Genomic DNA, 15755 nt, shown 5'->3' on the forward strand with positions numbered 1-15755 from the left:
ATGACTCTTCAACAATCCCGCCGCCTGCAAAGCCTGCTGCTCGGCACCCTGGCCTGGGCCATCGCCATCCTGATCTTCTTCCCGATCTTCTGGATGGTGCTGACCAGCTTCAAAACCGAAATCGACGCGTTTGCCACCCCGCCGCAGTTCATCTTCACGCCGACGCTGGAGAACTACCTGCACATCAACGAGCGCAGCAACTATTTCAGCTACGCCTGGAACTCGGTGGTGATTTCCTTCAGCGCCACCGCCCTTTGCCTGCTGATTGCGGTGCCGGCGGCCTACTCCATGGCGTTTTATGAAACCCAACGCACCAAAGGCACGCTGCTGTGGATGCTCTCCACCAAGATGCTGCCGCCGGTGGGCGTGCTGATGCCGATCTACCTGCTGGCCAAGACCTTTGGCCTGCTGGACACGCGCATCGCGCTGATCATCATCTACACGCTGATCAACCTGCCGATCGTGGTCTGGATGGTGTACACCTACTTCAAGGACATCCCCAAAGACATCCTTGAAGCCGCCCGCCTGGACGGCGCCACCCTGGCGCAGGAAATGATCCGCGTGCTGCTGCCCATCGCCAAAGGCGGCCTGGCGTCCACGGTGTTGCTGTCGCTGATCCTGTGCTGGAACGAGGCGTTCTGGTCACTCAACCTGACCTCGTCGAATGCCGCCCCCTTAACTGCCCTGATCGCGTCCTACTCCAGCCCCGAAGGGTTGTTCTGGGCCAAATTGTCTGCCGTCTCGACCCTGGCCTGCGCGCCGATCCTGATCTTTGGCTGGATCAGCCAGAAACAGCTGGTGCGCGGCCTGTCCTTCGGCGCCGTGAAGTAACGGCTTCTTATAAAAATTTCAAAACGGAGGCCCGTCATGGCCAACCTGAAAATCAAGAATCTTAAAAAAGGCTTCGAAGGCTTCTCCATCATCAAGGGCATCGACCTTGAAGTGAACGACAAGGAATTCGTGGTCTTCGTCGGCCCGTCCGGCTGCGGCAAGTCCACCCTGCTGCGCCTGATTGCCGGGCTTGAAGAAGTCACCGAGGGCACCATCGAACTCGATGGCCGCGACATCACCGAAGTGACCCCGGCCAAGCGCGACCTGGCGATGGTGTTCCAGACCTACGCCCTGTACCCGCACATGAGCGTGCGCAAGAACATGTCGTTCGCCCTGGACCTGGCCGGTGTCGACAAAAAAGTCGTCGACAGCAAGGTGAGCGAGGCGGCGCGCATCCTGGAGCTGGGCCCGTTGCTGGAGCGCAAGCCCAAACAGCTTTCGGGCGGTCAGCGCCAGCGCGTGGCCATTGGCCGGGCCATTGTGCGCAACCCCAAGATCTTCCTGTTCGATGAACCGCTGTCCAACCTCGATGCCGCCCTGCGCGTGCAGATGCGCCTGGAACTGGCGCGCCTGCACAAAGAGCTGCAGGCCACCATGATCTACGTAACCCACGACCAGGTCGAAGCCATGACCCTGGCCGACAAAGTCGTGGTGCTCAACAGCGGGCGCATCGAGCAGGTCGGCTCGCCGCTGGAGCTGTACCACCACCCGGTCAACCTGTTTGTGGCGGGGTTTCTGGGCACGCCGAAAATGGGCTTTCTCAAAGGCAAAGTCACCCGCGTGGACGGCCAGGGCACCGAAGTGCAACTGGACGCTGGCACCCGCATCAACCTGCCGCAAAGCGGCGCAAACCTGAGCGTGGGCAGCGCGGTGACGCTGGGCATTCGCCCTGAGCACCTGGAAATCGCCGTGCCAGGGCAGACCACCCTGACCGTCACCGCCGACGTCGGCGAACGCCTGGGCAGCGACACCTTCTGCCACGTACGCACCGCGTCCGGCGAGCCGTTGACCATGCGGATCCGCGGCGACCTGGCCAGCCAGTACGGCGAAACCCTGAACCTGCACCTGGACCCGGCCCACTGCCACCTGTTCGACGCCGACGGTGTTGCCGTGGCCCGCCCACTGCGCGCTGCCGCCTGATTTTTCGAGAATTTCGCGATGAAACTGAACCAGCAAAACCTCACGCAACTGGCCCCTGAAGTGCAGTTGCCGTCCTACAAAATCAGCGACACCCGCCAGGGCATCGCCCATATTGGCGTCGGCGGTTTCCACCGGGCGCATCAGGCGTATTACACCGACGCGCTGATGAACACCGGCGTCGGCCTGGACTGGAGCATCTGCGGCGTGGGCCTGCGGGCCGAAGACCGCAAGGCCCGCGACGACCTGGCTGGCCAGGACTACCTGTTTACCCTGTATGAGCTGGGCGACACCGACGACACCCAAGTGCGCGTGATCGGCTCGATCAGCGACATGCTGCTGGCCGAAGACAGCGCCCAGGCGCTGATCGACAAACTGGCCAGCCCCCAGATTCGCATCGTCTCGCTGACCATCACCGAAGGCGGCTACTGCATCGATGACAGCAACGGCGAGTTCATGGCCCACCTGCCGCAGATCCAGCACGACCTGGCCCACCCGCACGCGCCCAAGACCGTGTTCGGTTTTATCTGCGCCGCGCTGACCCAGCGCCGCGCCGCCGGCACGCCCGCGTTCACGGTCATGTCCTGCGATAACCTGCCGCACAACGGCGCGGTGACGCGCAAGGCGCTGCTGGCGTTTGCCGCGCTGCACAATGCCGAGCTGCACGACTGGATCGCCGCGAATGTGAGCTTCCCCAACGCGATGGTCGACCGCATCACGCCCATGACCAGCACCGCCCACCGCCTGCAACTGCATGACGAACACGGCGTCGACGATGCCTGGCCGGTGGTGTGTGAACCCTTTGTGCAGTGGGTGCTGGAAGACAAGTTCGTCAACGGCCGCCCGGCGTGGGAACAGGTGGGCGTGCAGTTCACCGATGACGTCACGCCCTATGAAGAAATGAAGATCGGCCTGCTCAACGGCAGCCACCTGGCATTGACCTACCTGGGCTTTTTGAAGGGCTACCGCTTTGTGCACGACACCATGAACGACCCGGTGTTCGTGGCCTACATGCGCGCTTATATGGACCTGGACGTGACCCCCAACCTGGCGCCCGTACCGGGCATCGACCTGGCCGAATACAAGCAGACCCTGGTGGACCGCTTTTCCAACCAGGCGATTGCCGACCAACTGGAGCGGGTGTGTTCCGACGGCTCGTCGAAGTTTCCCAAGTTCACCGTGCCTACCATCAACCGTTTGATTGCCGGCGGGCGCGAAACCGAGCGCGCCGCGCTGGTCGTCGCGGCCTGGGCCCTGTACCTCAAAGGCGTGGACGAGAACGGCGTGCGCTACAGCATCCCGGACCCGCGTGCCGAGTTCTGCCAGGGGCTGGTGGCCGATGAAGCCTTGATCAGCCAGCGCCTGCTGGGCGTGGAAGAGATTTTTGGCACGGCTATTCCCAACTCCAAGGCGTTTGTGGCAGCGTTCGAGCGGTGTTACGCGAGCCTGCGCGACCATGGCGTGAGCAAAACCCTGGAAGGCTTGCTCGCCAACCTCCACTGACCACACCCTGCTGAGCGCCTGACCATGACCCGGCAAAACCTTTTCCTCGGCATCGACTGCGGCACCCAAGGCACCAAGGCCATCGTCCTGGACGCAACCAGCGGCAAGGTCCTGGGCCTGGGTGCCGCCAGTCATACGCTGATCAGCGGCGCCAATGGGCGCCGCGAACAGGACACTCAGCAATGGCTGGACGCCTTCACCGCCGCCACTCACCGCGCCTTGCAACAGGCGCGGGTGGACGGCCAGGACATTCTTGGCATCGGCGTTTCCGGCCAGCAACACGGGCTGGTGCTGCTCGATGAACACGGCCAGGTGCTGCGCCCGGCCAAGCTGTGGTGCGACACCGAAAGCAGTGCGCAAAACGAGCGCCTGTTGCAACACCTGGGCGGCGAAAGCGGCTCGCTGGAGCGCCTGGGCGTGGCCATCGCACCGGGCTACACCGTGTCCAAGTTGCTGTGGACGCGCGAAGAGCACCCGGACGTATTTGCGCGCATCGCCCACATCCTGCTGCCCCACGACTACCTGAACTACTGGCTCACCGGCCGGGCCTGCGCCGAGTATGGCGACGCGTCGGGCACCGGTTACTTCAACGTGCGCACGCGGCAATGGGACCTGGCGTTACTGCGCCACATCGACCCCGAGGGGCGCCTGGAAGCGGCGTTGCCGAGCCTGATCGGCGCCCATGACAGTGTTGGCACGGTGCTGCCCGCCATCGCCGAGCGCCTGGGCATCAACCCCAATGCCGTGGTGTCCAGCGGCGGCGGTGACAACATGATGGGCGCCATCGGCACGGGCAACATTGCCGCCGGGGTGATCACCATGAGCCTGGGGTCGTCCGGCACCGTGTATGCCTACGCCGACCAGCCCACCGTCAGCCCGCAGGCCTCGGTGGCCACCTTTTGCTCGTCCAGCGGCGGCTGGTTGCCGTTGATCTGCACCATGAACCTGACCAACGCCACCGGGGTGATCCGCGAGCTGTTCGAGCTGGACCTGGAGCAGTTCAACGCGCTGGTCGCCCAGGCCCCCATCGGCGCCGACGGGGTGAGCATGCTGCCGTTCCTCAACGGTGAACGCGTGCCCGCCCTGCCCCACGCCAGCGGCAGCCTGCACGGGCTGACCATGACCAACCTGACCCGCGCCAACCTGTGCCGCGCCGTGGTCGAAGGCACCACCTTCGGCTTGCGCTACGGGCTGGACCTGCTGCGCCAGACAGGGCTGCAAAGCCTGCATATCCGCCTGACCGGCGGCGGCTCGAAAAGCCCGGTGTGGCGCCAACTGGTGGCCGACATCATGAACACCGAAGTGGTCTGTACCGAACAAAGCGAGGCGGCGGCCCTGGGCGCGGCGATCCAGGCGGCGTGGAGCCAGTCGGGCGAGAGCCTGGCGCAGTTGTGCCAACGTTGCGTGAGTGTCGACCTGTCCAGCCGTACCTTGCCCATTGCAAGCAACGTCAATGCCTGCCAACAGGCCTATGAGCGTTATCAAGCGCTCGTGGCATCCCTTTAAGAGTGAACGAATATGTATGTGGTCTGTGGCGAAGCGCTGTTTGATTTTTTCAGTGAAGAGGACGCCAGCGGTAAGGCGTCCCAGGTGAACTACAAGGCGATTGCCGGCGGCTCGCCGTTCAACGTCGCCGTCGGGTTGCGCCGCCTGGGCATCGAGGCGGGCTTGTTCGCGGGGCTGTCCAGCGACTACTTGGGTCGCCGCCTGTTGCAAGTGCTCAAGAATGAAGGCGTGCGCGAGGATTTCCTGGTGGAATTCGCCGCGCCCACTACCCTGGCGATGGTGGCGGTGGGGGCCAACGGCTCGCCGCAATACAGCTTCCGGGGCGAAGGGTGCGCCGACCGGCAATTGGAAGCCGCGCATTTGCCCGTATTCGGTGACGAAGTGCGCGGCCTGCATTTTGGCTCGTTCTCGCTGGTGGTGCAGCCGATTGCCGACACGTTGCTGGCATTGATCCGCCGCGAAACCGGTAAACGCCTGATCAGCCTCGACCCCAACGTGCGCCTCAACCCCCAGCCCGACATCGCGCTGTGGCGCCAGCGTGTGGCCGAGCTGGTCACCCATGCCGACCTGATCAAGGTCAGCGACGAAGACCTGCACCTGCTGTACCCCGACCAGACCCCGGAAAGCGTGTTGCAAGGCTGGCTGGAGCACCGTTGCCAACTGGTGTTCCTGACCCGTGGCGGTGAAGGCGCGACCGTGTTCAGTCGCCAGCACGGCAGTTGGTCGGCGCCCGCAGTCGAGGTGGTGATGGCCGACACCGTCGGCGCCGGTGATACCTTCCAGGCGGCCTTGATCACCTGGCTCACCGAACACCAGTTGGACTCGGTCGCAGGCCTTGAACAACTGAGCCGCGACCAGATCGACGCCATGCTGCGTTTTGCGATCCGCGCCGCCGCGCTGACCTGCAGCAAGACCGGCCCCGACCTGCCCTACCGCGACCAGTTGAACTGAGCGCGGTTACTTCTCCCGCACGGCCCGTGCCACCAGCGCGCCGATCACGCCCCCCGTGATCGGCGCCAGCCAGAACACCCACAGCTGCGTGAGGTAGGCGCCCCCTGCAAACAACGCAGGCCCGGTGCTGCGGGCCGGATTGACCGAGGTATTGGTCACCGGAATGGCCACCAGGTGGATCAGCGTCACGGTCAGGCCAATCGCAATAGGGGCAAAACCTGCCGCCGCGCCGGGCGCGGTCACGCGCATCACGATAAACACCAGGAAAAAGGTGGCCACCGCTTCGACCACCAGTGCCGCCAGCAGGTTGTATTGGCCGGGGCTCAGGTCGCCGTAACCGTTGGCAGCAAAGTTGCCGCTCTGGTAATCCAACTGCCCACTGGCCACCAGCGCCAGCACCGCTGCCGCCACCGTGGCACCGGCCACCTGCGCAATGATGTATGCCAACACATCGCTGCCCGGCAAACGCCGCCCCACCCACAAACCCAGGGTCACCGCCGGGTTGAAATGCGCGCCTGAAATACCGCCCACCGCATAGGCCATGGTCAACACCGCCAAGCCGAATGCCAGCGCCACCCCGGCAAAGCCGATACCCAACTCGGGAAACGCCGCCGCCAGCATCGCGCTGCCGCAGCCACCAAAGGTCAGCCAAAACGTCCCGATAAATTCCGCCACGATTTTTTGTTGCAAGGTTGCCTCCACAGCATGCAAACGCCATCCGGTTGATGGGCACGCGGGCGACGTTAGCAACGCTGTGGAGGGCGCCTGTATCGGACTTTTCCGGTTAATGGCGCAACTAATAAACATGAAGGTTTTGTCAGTAAACATGGACTTAATCCATGTTTAATCGTGCAGGACAACAGTGAGTCATGCCACACACACCCGCCTTAGGCGATTGGTGCGGCCGCTGGTTCATCATGTGGATGAACAGCGAACGACTTGCGGAGAAACACCATGAAACTGCGTACCTTACTGCTCGGCAGCGCATTGGCCCTGACGGCCGTCACGGGCATTGCCCAAGCGGACACCGCCCCGGTGGTGGTGCCTTATCACTACGGCCTGCCCTTGGACATCGCCAAAGTGCTGGCCATGAACGAGACACAGACTAACGAATGCAAGGTGATCAAGGCCGACATCAAGTTTTTGGACAAGGCCGGTAACGTGCAGGACGTGAGTTATCACAAGATGTCCGACGCCTGTGACTTCCAGAACTGACACGCCCAGGCAGGGGCCTGGCGGTTATCCAGGCCAGAAGGCGTTACCGCATTAAACGCACGGGCTCAGTAATAAGGGCGCGCGCCAGCTCGGTTAAGGGCGGGGGTGTGGGTGTGTTTGAGGTCTTCACGCAATTCGGCGATGAGGTTGCAAATCGCCCGACTGCTGTCCAGTTTGGTGGCACAAATGCCGGTCACCACCAGATCAACCCGTTCGTGGTCCACCTCGTCATACACCTTGACGGTCAATGAGGCGTCTGGCGCCTTGATGCATTCACACCGTTTAGGCAGAAAACTTCCTTCAATGATGCCGCGTAGTTCAAGGTCCGAAAGCATGGCCAACCGCTCCTTTGATAAGACTGCCAATCGACTGTTATAGGCGTTGAAACAGCCGGCAAACGCCGTGATGCACTTGCCTGAAAGGCGACTCGCCAACCCTGGATAACGCCTTCATTGATCCAGCCTACTCGGCAATTCAGCGGCTCGTTGTATCCTTTCCTCATAAGCAGTGGGGTTATTTATATAACTTACCTACATGCTTATAGGAATTGGACTACTTATTTATCAGAAAACTGACGCCAGTCCCCTGACACCGGGGCTTACGCACCTGCCCGGCATCCGGCGGTGTTTATGTGCCAAAACATGTCGATACACCCCTCGCGCCCCCTCAAGCATTTTGCATTTGATATACGAAACATATACGATTTGTATATTGCATCTTACGGTGAAGCACATGGGTATCGTCAAAATCTCCGACCCCCTCCACGAACAAATCCGCCTGGCCAGTGCCGCCATGGACCGCTCCATCAACGCCCAGGCCGAGTTCTGGGTCAAGATCGGCCTGCTCGCCGAGCTCAATCCACACCTGGCCTACAACGACCTGATCAACCACCTGTTGCTCGACAAACCTGAACTGATCCGGGGGCGCAGTTGATGATCAAGACGCCTGAACAACTGGCCCTGATGCGCGAGGCCGGCCGCCTGCTGGGCCAGGTCTTTACCTGGCTGGACAGCTTCGTCGCCGCGGGCCAGTCGACACTGGAGCTGGACGCCGCCGTCGAGCATTTGATCCGTTATGAGCTGCACGCCCGCCCCGCGAGCCTGGGGCAGTACGACTACCCCTTTTGCATCAACACCTCGATTAACGAGGTGGTGTGCCACGGCATGCCCCACGCCCAGGCGATCCTCAAGGACGGCGACATCGTCAACATCGACATCACCCTTGAAAAAAACGGCTTTATCGCCGACGCCAGCAAGATGTACCTGATCGGCAACGTGTCCCCCAAGGCCCGGCGCCTGGTGGAAAAAACCCATGAAGCCATGTGGGCCGGCATCCGCCAGGTCCGGCCTGGGGCGCGCCTGGGGGACATTGGCCACGCCATTCAGACGCACGCCGAGCAGAATGGCTATAGCGTGGTACGCGAATACTGCGGCCACGGGATTGGACGCCAAATGCATGAGGAGCCCCAGGTCCTGCACTTTGGCCGGCCCGGCACCGGCCTGGAACTGCGCGAAGGCATGGTGTTTACCATCGAGCCCATGCTTAACCAGGGCAGCGCCCGCGTGCGCGCGCTCAAGGACGGCTGGACAGTGGTGACCCGCGACGCCAGCCTGTCGGCGCAGTGGGAACATACCGTGGCGGTGACGCGGGACGGCTTTGAAGTGCTCACCGCCCAAGCCGTGGCCCCTTGAACGTCACGCGTTAAACCGCACGGTCCCCTGCCCCCGCGAACCGCTTGAGCCCCAGCAGCATCAACCCCGCGCCCGCCGTCATCGCCAGCAGAAACAGCGGGTACGACACCCACCACGGCGTGCCCGCCGTCATCATACTGAACTCGGACATGCCGCCGACGCTGGCAATCAGGTTGAGCGGCAAAAACACCACGTTGATCAACGTCAACTTGCGCAACAGGTTGTTCATGCTGTTGTTCATCAGGTTGCCCCGGGCATCGATCAACCCGGAGAACACGTTGGAGTAGATCTCGGCCTGTTTGTAGCACTGGTTGTTTTCGATGATCAGGTCGTCGATCAGCCCCAGCGCTTGTGCGCTGAAGTGTTGCTTTTCGGCGTGGTTGCGCAACCGGGTCAATACCGCGCCGTTGCTGTGCAGCGCATTGATGTAATAGATCAGGCTTTCGCTGAGGTTGAACATCTGGATCAGGTGATGGTTGCTCATCGACGCGTTGAAGCGCTGCTGCAATTCGCGGGCGACCATTTTGATCACCTTGAGGTGGCCCAGGTAGTGGTGGATGTTGTTGAGCAGCATGTCCAGCAACACATCCAGCGGCTGATGCAACGGCTGGCGGGCGCCCAGCCCCGACAACTGGCTGTCATCGGTGGCAATCAGCAGCAAGCGATCAGGGGAAAACAGCAGCCCGCAAGACGCCACTTCAAACACCAGGTTGCCGCCGCCGGAGTAGTTTTCCGGGCGTTTCCAGATGAGAAACAGGTTATCGGGGTGAAACTCGATGCGCGACACTTCGTCCGGGTCCAGGGCGGAGGCCAGGGCGTGCTCGTCGAGTTTGTGACGGTCGCGCAACAGCTTGCGCTCGCCCACATCGGGGTTGCAGAACAACATGACAGGCGCGTCGACGTTCTGGCTGCGGCGCAGGGCACCGCCGGTCAATTCATAACTCTGGATCATCGCGCCTTACCAACCCTGCCCCTGGCGTTTGAGTTCCAGGCGCCGGACAAATTCCTCCAGCACCAGGGCATACAGGTCGTCCTGCAGGTAGGCGTCTTCGATGCCGGCGTCCATGTTCGGGTTGTCGTTGACTTCGATCACCACTACGTTGTCGCCGGACTGCTTGAGGTCCACGCCGTAGAGGCCGTCACCGATCAGGTTGGCGGTCTTCACGGCCAGTTCCACCACTGCCTTGGGGGCCTCGTGGACGGCCAGGGTGCGGCATTCGCCGTTGATGTCCTGGCCGATGGCCTTGTGGTTGTAAATCTGCCAGTGGCCCTTGGACATGAAGTACTGGCAGGCAAAGATCGGCTTGCGGTTGAGGATGCCGATGCGCCAGTCGTACTCGGTGTAGAAGAATTCCTGGGCCAGCAACAGCACCGAATGCTCGAACAACTCGGCGGTGGCCGTGAGCAGCGCCTGCTGGCTTTCAACCTTGATGACCCCGCGGGAAAAACACCCGTCGGGAATTTTCAGCACCAGCGGGAACCCCAGGCGCTCGCCGACCCGCTCGAAGTCTTCGGGGCGGTCCTTGTACAGAATCTCGGTGGCGGGCATGCCCAGCTGGTGGCTTTTGAGCAAGTCGGTGAGGTAGACCTTGTTGGTGCAGCGCAGGATCGAGGCCGGGTCGTCCATCACCACCAGCCCTTCGCTCTCGGCTTTTTTGGCGAAGCGGTAGGTATGGTTGTCGACACTGGTCGTCTCGCGGATCAGCAAGGCGTCGTATTCGGCCAGGCGGGCGTAGTCCTTGCGCTCGATCAGGTCCACATCAATGCCCAGGCCCTTGCCCACCCGTACGAAATTTTCCAGGGCCTTGGCATTCGAGGGGGGCAGGTGTTCCTGCGGATCGTGAAGGATAGCCAAGTCGTACCGGGCCAGCCGCCGCGAACGCGGTTGGCGCCAGACCTTGCGGCTGAAGTTGTCCAGTGCCTGGGCAAATTGATCTTCCTGATCATCGCGCAACTTGTGTAATACGCCGGACTTAACACCCTCGATGTGCCAACCATTGTGCTTGCGAAATTCAACTAACAAGATCGGACAGGGAAAGGTTTCAAACAACTGGCGGGCCAAGTCCTGCAACGGTTCAATTGGCGTCCGGCCAAAATACAGGGTCAGCGTAAACCCTTCGGTATTGCTGTAAAGATGATGACTGAGTGCTTTATCCAGGGTTTTATCCAAGTTATCCAGGGCCAGGCCATATAACGACTTCTTGGTCAGCTCACTGATCGTGCGCACCGACGGAATCACCTTATGGCCGCGCGCTTCGGCCAACAACGAACAGTAATAACCATGCCCCAGGTACTTGTAGCTGCGGCACAGGTTAATCACCTGAACCCGCTTGTCCGCCTCGTTCCCCCCGCTATGTTCCAGGTATTCCTGGGCGGTGACGATGTCTTCACTGGGGAAGTAAGAAGCCCAGTCTTCCTTGCGTTCAACAATTATTACAACGGGGCTGACACGTGTGGACGGGGTGGAAAAAATACCGCTGGAAGTGATTGTCGCCGCGACAGTTTGCCCGGATACTTCACGCCAATGACCTTGTACCGCTGACATAGTGATTGATCCGCTTTTAGAGAACTCGACCTTTTCTATTAAGCACGATCTTTTAGAGAAGTCCCGTTTCGTTACGCAACTTTTACGGCGGTCACATGGCTCTTTCCTTTCGCGTTGCAACCCCCCATGACGTGCCCGCGTTAGTGGCATTGGAACAGCACTGTTTCACCACCAACCGGCTCTCGCCGCGCAGCTTTCAATGGATGATCCGCAAGGCCAATGGCCAGTTACTGGTGGCGGAAAAAGAGGCGACGTTGCTCGGTTACGCCCTGGTGCTGTTTCATCGCGGCACGTCGCTGGCGCGCCTGTATTCGATCGCCATCGCCGAGCACGCCCGCGGCATGGGGCTGGGCAAACAATTGCTGGCGCGCATCGAGGCCTGCGCCCTGGAACATGACTGCGCCTACCTGCGCCTGGAGGTGCGCACCGACAACCCCGCCGCCATCGCCCTGTACGAGCACAATGGCTACCGGCGCTTTGCCCTGATCAACGACTATTACCAGGACCACACCGACGCCCTGCGCCTGGAAAAACGCATCCTCGAGCACCACGGCCACCGGGCCGTGAGCGTGCCTTATTACCGCCAGACCACCGACTTCACCTGTGGCGCCGCCTGCCTGTTGATGGCCATGGGGGCGCTGCAACCTGCGCGCGTGGCCGGGCGCCGCGAAGAACTGCAGATCTGGCGCGAGGCGACCACCGTGTTCATGACCGCAGGCCACGGCGGCTGCAGCCCGCAGGGCCTGGCACTGGCCGCCTGGCGCCGGGGTTTTGCGGTGCGCATGCAGGTGAGTGTCAGCGGGCCGCTGTTTTTGGACGGCGTGCGGGACCCGCATAAAAAAGACGTCATGCGCGTGGTGCATGACGCTTTTGAGGCCGAACTGGCCGGCAGCGATGTGCAACAACGGCTCGGCGGGCCGCTGGACCTCTCCCAGGTGTTGAGCGAAGGCGGCCAGCCGCTGGTGCTGATCAGCAGTTATCGCCTGACCCGCTCCAAATCGCCGCACTGGGTGATGGTGACCGACTGCGATGAAGACTTTGTGTACCTGCACGACCCGGACGTGGACCACAGCCAGCACCGCCAACCCTTGGACTGCCAGCACCTGCCGGTCAGCCACGGGGAGTTCGACCGCATGTGCCGGTTCGGCAACAGCAAGTTGCGGGCGGCGGTGGTGCTGTTTGCCCGCTGACCGGTCATGCCACGTGCCGGATACCGGCCTTGGCTTCCAATTCGCGCACCAACGGCAGCACGCGCTGGCCGAAATATTCGACTTCTTCCTGGAAATGCAGGAAGCCTGCGAGGATCAGGTCCACGCCCACCGCCTTCAACGCCACGATGCGCTCGGCAACCTGTTGCGGGGTGCCGATAAGGTCGGTCTTGAACCCGTCGTTGTACTGCACCAGGTCCTCAAAGGTGGACTTGGCCCAGTTGCCCTCACCTTCCGGTGACGCCTTGCCGGCCTGTTTCGCGGCGTCGCCAAAGGCATTCACCGCCTCGGGGTCGGCCTTGTCGATGATCTCGGCGAGCACGGCGCGGGCTTGCTCTTCGGTGTCACGGGCGATGATGAACGCATTCACTCCGATCTTTACCGAATGCCCGTTGGCCGCGGCCTTGGCGCGAATGTCGTCGACCTGAGCCTTGATGCCTTGCGGCGTGTTGCCGTTGGTGAAGTACCAGTCTGACACCCGCGCGGCCATGTCCCGCGCGGCGCGCGAGCTGCCGCCCTGGAAGATCTCCGGGTGAGGCTGCGCCAGCGGCTTGGGTTTGAGGCTGTAGTCGTGGAAGCGGTAGAAGTCGCCCTTGAAGGTGAAGGCGTCCTGGGTCCAGATGCCTTTCAAGGCGCGGATAAATTCCTCGGAGCGCCGGTAGCGTTCGTCATGCTCCAGCCAGTGCTCGCCGATGGCCTGGAACTCGCCCTTGAACCAGCCGCTGACGATATTCACCGCGATGCGGCCTTCGGTCAGTTGGTCGATGGTCGCCAGTTGCTTGGCGGCCAGGGCGGGCTGCCACGGGCCCGGCAGGATCGCCGCAATCACTTTCAACCGGCGAGTGGCCGCCAGCAATGCATGGCTGAACGCTACGGACTCGTGCTGGTATTCGGCGCCGTAACCGGCGGTAAAACGGATTTGCGTCAGAGCGTACTCAAAGCCCGCCTCCTCGGCCAGTTGCGCGAGTTTGCGGTTGTAGTCGATGCCCCAATGGGTGCGTTGCTCGATGTTGCTGACCACCAGCCCACCGCTGACGTTGGGCACCCAGTAGGCGAATTTGACGGCTTGCTGGCTCATTGCACGCGACCTCACACAAGGAATGTACAAGGTCAAGAGCAGCAAGCGTGCCAGGCACTGCAACGGCCCGCCCCCGCGCCTGCGGGCCAAAAAACCGCACAGGCGGCACTGTGGTCATTGCAGCGATTTGCTGCGGCGCTGTTGCCGGGGCAACAGCAGGCGGCTCAAAACGCCAGTTTGTAGCCGATGCTCACCAGCATGAACGCCAGGCACGGGCGCAGGATGGCGTCGGGCACTTTGCCGGTCATGTGGCTGCCGATATAAATCCCCGGCAACGATCCCAGCAACAGGTAACCCAGCAGGTGCCAGTCCATGTTGCCCATGCTCGCGTGGCCCAGCCCCGCGACCAGGGTCAGCGGCACGGCGTGCGCGATCTCCGTGCCCACCAGGCGGCGGGTGGCCAGGAACGGGTACAGGATAAACAGCGCCACGGTGCCCAGGGCGCCCGCGCCGATGGAGGTCAAGGCCACCATGGTGCCCAGGATCGCCCCGGTGATGATCGTGAGCGCATTCAGGTTGCGCGGGCGCATGCGGTAGTCATCCCCGGCGTGGCGCTGGGCAAAGGCCAACAGGGTGTTCTTGAACAAAATCGCGGTGGCGGTCAGCAGCAATACCACGCCGAGGGCCTGCTTGATCACCGCGTTCATGGCGGTGGGGTCGGTGTGCAGGCTCTTGAGAAACCACAACGTCAACAGCACCGCCGGCACACTGCCCAGGGTGAGCCAGCAGGTGATGCCCCAGTCGATATTGCGGTTCTTGCTGTGCACCAGCACCCCGCCCGACTTGGTGATGGCGGCGTACAGCAGGTCCGTGCCCACGGCGGTGGCTGGGTTGATGCCGAACCACAACAGGATCGGGGTCATCAACGAGCCCCCGCCCACACCGGTCATGCCCACGATAAATCCGACGATCAGGCCCGCAACCACAAAGCCCACATTACCCACATCCATCACACCATCCTGCGGCCTTATAAATTTCCGGCAGCAGCATAGCGATTTTTCTTATAACGACTTATATCAATACGATCTGACTTTATTCCTTTTGTGCCAGTCGCTGGCAGCTATAGGCCTGGGTCTGATAGGGAAAGGTCACGGTGTCACGCCCGCGCAGTGCCGGGTGAGTATCGATCAGGGCCTGCAATTGCGCCGTGACATGGGCCTTTTCCGCCTCCGGCAGCACCGCGATAAAACTCACCGACAGGAAGCGATCCAGAATCACCTCTTGCGGGCTGCCCACATGGCTATAAGGAAAACAGCTCACCTGGGGCTCGGAAAAATAACGACCGGTGAACGCCTGGCACCATTGCCCAGTATGAAAGCGCGGCGTATCGCCCTCGTAGGGCGTGATGATGGCGGTGATGGCCGCCACCCAGTCCACCGACTCATCGCGAACATTCCACACCAGCCCCAGACGACCGCCGGGCTTGAGCACACGATGGACCTCGGCCAGCGCCGCCTCGGTGGCGAACCAGTGGAACGCTTGGGCACACACCAACGCATCGGCAGTGGCAGACGCCACGGGCATCGCCTGGGCGGTGCCGGACAGAAGCTGCACCTGCGGCAACTGTTGGCGCAGTTTTTCACCCATGGCCTCGACCGGCTCCACGGCAATCAGAGTGGGCGCCAGGCGGCTGAGCAACCGCGTGAACTTGCCCGTGCCCGCGCCCAGGTCAATGACAGTGGACTGCGCGGTGACGGCAAGCGTGTCGCTGAGCCAGCCGACGAGCTCACTGGGGTAATCCGGACGCCCCTGCGCGTAGGTGCTGGCCTGGGCCGCGAAGCCCAGTCGGGCGGACGAATGAACATCGGTCATTAGCAAACTCTCCAGGGTTCAAGCGGGGTGCACAGTATGCGCCCCGGCTCATCATTTTTGGTTCTTCACCGATTGCCGGGAAAGCCATTCTTGATCTTCATGAAAAAGACGTCGCTGCCCCGGTAGCCGTAAGCCCTCCACATGACTGAATCAGTTGCGGCCATTCACTGACCTGCCCCCCCTGCAACGTCGAATGCATTTTGGGAATCGCCTGACATCAATTGTTTTGCCGTTTTGTTAGCGTGCGCGCCTGTTTAAGTCGGATTAAACACGTTAAC

The 15755-nt window shown here is 61.9% G+C and carries 16 protein-coding genes; 9 read left to right on the forward strand and 7 right to left on the reverse strand.

What is annotated here, in order from left to right; genetic code table 11:
- From ACW9H9_RS17840 to ACW9H9_RS17860, 5 genes are read left to right on the forward strand one after another with little or no spacing between them, the layout of a single operon-like run.
- Complete coding sequence (locus ACW9H9_RS17840; RefSeq protein WP_457344477.1) at positions 1-831, forward strand: carbohydrate ABC transporter permease; 831 nt, start codon at positions 1-3, stop codon at positions 829-831.
- A 36-nt stretch (positions 832-867) separates the two neighbouring features.
- Positions 868-1971, forward strand: coding sequence for an ABC transporter ATP-binding protein (locus tag ACW9H9_RS17845; RefSeq protein WP_457344476.1), 1104 nt, complete (start codon positions 868-870; stop codon positions 1969-1971).
- Between the two features lie 18 nt (positions 1972-1989).
- Positions 1990-3471, forward strand: coding sequence for a mannitol dehydrogenase family protein (locus ACW9H9_RS17850; protein ID WP_457344475.1), 1482 nt, complete (start codon positions 1990-1992; stop codon positions 3469-3471).
- A gap of 24 nt (positions 3472-3495) precedes the next feature.
- Entirely contained in the window at positions 3496-4977 is a 1482-nt protein-coding gene (gene xylB / locus ACW9H9_RS17855; protein ID WP_457344474.1) for a xylulokinase, read from the forward strand.
- Positions 4978-4989: 12 nt separating this feature from the next.
- A complete protein-coding gene (locus tag ACW9H9_RS17860; protein ID WP_457344473.1) occupies positions 4990-5928 on the forward strand; it encodes a carbohydrate kinase family protein in 939 nt (312 codons plus the stop codon).
- Positions 5929-5934: 6 nt separating this feature from the next.
- Here ACW9H9_RS17860 and aqpZ read toward each other — a convergent pair whose 3' ends face one another.
- Positions 5935-6618, reverse strand: a complete 684-nt coding sequence (aqpZ, locus tag ACW9H9_RS17865; RefSeq protein ID WP_457344472.1) for an aquaporin Z — start codon at positions 6616-6618, stop codon at positions 5935-5937.
- 264 nt (positions 6619-6882) lie between these two features.
- On the opposite strand from aqpZ, the gene ACW9H9_RS17870 reads away from it, so the two are divergent.
- On the forward strand, positions 6883-7143 hold the full coding sequence (locus tag ACW9H9_RS17870; RefSeq protein WP_457344471.1) for a DUF2790 domain-containing protein: 261 nt from the start codon (positions 6883-6885) through the stop codon (positions 7141-7143).
- Positions 7144-7208: 65 nt separating this feature from the next.
- Here the strand turns inward: ACW9H9_RS17870 and ACW9H9_RS17875 are convergent, their stop codons facing one another.
- Positions 7209-7478: a DUF1652 domain-containing protein gene (locus ACW9H9_RS17875; RefSeq protein ID WP_457344470.1), complete on the reverse strand. Its 270-nt coding sequence runs from the start codon at positions 7476-7478 to the stop codon at positions 7209-7211.
- A gap of 397 nt (positions 7479-7875) precedes the next feature.
- Here ACW9H9_RS17875 and ACW9H9_RS17880 point away from each other — a divergent pair, with 397 nt between their 5' ends.
- Positions 7876-8076, forward strand: coding sequence for a ParD-like family protein (locus ACW9H9_RS17880; protein ID WP_457344469.1), 201 nt, complete (start codon positions 7876-7878; stop codon positions 8074-8076).
- Positions 8076-8834: a type I methionyl aminopeptidase gene (gene map, locus ACW9H9_RS17885; RefSeq protein WP_457344468.1), complete on the forward strand. Its 759-nt coding sequence runs from the start codon at positions 8076-8078 to the stop codon at positions 8832-8834. The genes ACW9H9_RS17880 and map overlap by 1 nt, the downstream gene beginning before the upstream one ends.
- A 10-nt stretch (positions 8835-8844) precedes the next feature.
- Here map and ACW9H9_RS17890 read toward each other — a convergent pair whose 3' ends face one another.
- Together ACW9H9_RS17890 and ACW9H9_RS17895 are read right to left on the reverse strand one after the other, a co-directional pair.
- Positions 8845-9786 carry a magnesium transporter CorA family protein gene (locus tag ACW9H9_RS17890; protein WP_457344467.1) on the reverse strand — a complete coding sequence of 314 codons (942 nt, stop codon included), beginning with the start codon at positions 9784-9786 and terminating at the stop codon, positions 8845-8847.
- A 6-nt stretch (positions 9787-9792) separates the two neighbouring features.
- On the reverse strand, positions 9793-11379 hold the full coding sequence (locus ACW9H9_RS17895; RefSeq protein WP_457344466.1) for a RimK family protein: 1587 nt from the start codon (positions 11377-11379) through the stop codon (positions 9793-9795).
- A 95-nt stretch (positions 11380-11474) separates the two neighbouring features.
- Between ACW9H9_RS17895 and ACW9H9_RS17900 the strand changes: the two genes are divergently transcribed.
- Positions 11475-12569 (forward strand): GNAT family N-acetyltransferase/peptidase C39 family protein, encoded by a 1095-nt coding sequence (locus ACW9H9_RS17900; RefSeq protein WP_457344465.1) that lies wholly within the window; start codon positions 11475-11477, stop codon positions 12567-12569.
- A gap of 4 nt (positions 12570-12573) precedes the next feature.
- Here the strand turns inward: ACW9H9_RS17900 and sfnG are convergent, their stop codons facing one another.
- The 3 genes from sfnG to ACW9H9_RS17915 all read right to left on the reverse strand — a co-directional run bounded on the left by sfnG (position 12574) and on the right by ACW9H9_RS17915 (position 15477).
- Positions 12574-13665, reverse strand: coding sequence for a dimethylsulfone monooxygenase SfnG (gene sfnG / locus ACW9H9_RS17905; RefSeq protein WP_457344464.1), 1092 nt, complete (start codon positions 13663-13665; stop codon positions 12574-12576).
- Positions 13666-13829: 164 nt separating this feature from the next.
- On the reverse strand, positions 13830-14615 hold the full coding sequence (locus tag ACW9H9_RS17910) for a sulfite exporter TauE/SafE family protein (protein ID WP_457344463.1): 786 nt from the start codon (positions 14613-14615) through the stop codon (positions 13830-13832).
- A gap of 82 nt (positions 14616-14697) precedes the next feature.
- Positions 14698-15477, reverse strand: coding sequence for a class I SAM-dependent methyltransferase (locus ACW9H9_RS17915; protein WP_457344462.1), 780 nt, complete (start codon positions 15475-15477; stop codon positions 14698-14700).
- Positions 15478-15755: the final 278 nt, after the last annotated feature.

Source organism: Pseudomonas sp. SDO5215_S409 (assembly GCF_054071325.1).

Bases quoted from the DNA above. Each gene is read 5' to 3' on its own strand.
- ACW9H9_RS17840 (WP_457344477.1), top strand. From the start codon at position 1: ATGACTCTTCAACAATCCCGCCGCCTGCAAAGCCTGCTGCTCGGCACC.
- ACW9H9_RS17845 (WP_457344476.1), top strand. From the start codon at position 868: ATGGCCAACCTGAAAATCAAGAATCTTAAAAAAGGCTTCGAAGGCTTC.
- ACW9H9_RS17850 (WP_457344475.1), top strand. From the start codon at position 1,990: ATGAAACTGAACCAGCAAAACCTCACGCAACTGGCCCCTGAAGTGCAG.
- xylB (WP_457344474.1), top strand. From the start codon at position 3,496: ATGACCCGGCAAAACCTTTTCCTCGGCATCGACTGCGGCACCCAAGGC.
- ACW9H9_RS17860 (WP_457344473.1), top strand. From the start codon at position 4,990: ATGTATGTGGTCTGTGGCGAAGCGCTGTTTGATTTTTTCAGTGAAGAG.
- ACW9H9_RS17870 (WP_457344471.1), top strand. From the start codon at position 6,883: ATGAAACTGCGTACCTTACTGCTCGGCAGCGCATTGGCCCTGACGGCC.
- ACW9H9_RS17875 (WP_457344470.1), bottom strand. From the start codon at position 7,478: ATGCTTTCGGACCTTGAACTACGCGGCATCATTGAAGGAAGTTTTCTG.
- ACW9H9_RS17880 (WP_457344469.1), top strand. From the start codon at position 7,876: ATGGGTATCGTCAAAATCTCCGACCCCCTCCACGAACAAATCCGCCTG.
- map (WP_457344468.1), top strand. From the start codon at position 8,076: ATGATCAAGACGCCTGAACAACTGGCCCTGATGCGCGAGGCCGGCCGC.
- ACW9H9_RS17890 (WP_457344467.1), bottom strand. From the start codon at position 9,786: ATGATCCAGAGTTATGAATTGACCGGCGGTGCCCTGCGCCGCAGCCAG.
- ACW9H9_RS17895 (WP_457344466.1), bottom strand. From the start codon at position 11,379: ATGTCAGCGGTACAAGGTCATTGGCGTGAAGTATCCGGGCAAACTGTC.
- ACW9H9_RS17900 (WP_457344465.1), top strand. From the start codon at position 11,475: ATGGCTCTTTCCTTTCGCGTTGCAACCCCCCATGACGTGCCCGCGTTA.
- sfnG (WP_457344464.1), bottom strand. From the start codon at position 13,665: ATGAGCCAGCAAGCCGTCAAATTCGCCTACTGGGTGCCCAACGTCAGC.
- ACW9H9_RS17910 (WP_457344463.1), bottom strand. From the start codon at position 14,615: ATGGATGTGGGTAATGTGGGCTTTGTGGTTGCGGGCCTGATCGTCGGA.
- ACW9H9_RS17915 (WP_457344462.1), bottom strand. From the start codon at position 15,477: ATGACCGATGTTCATTCGTCCGCCCGACTGGGCTTCGCGGCCCAGGCC.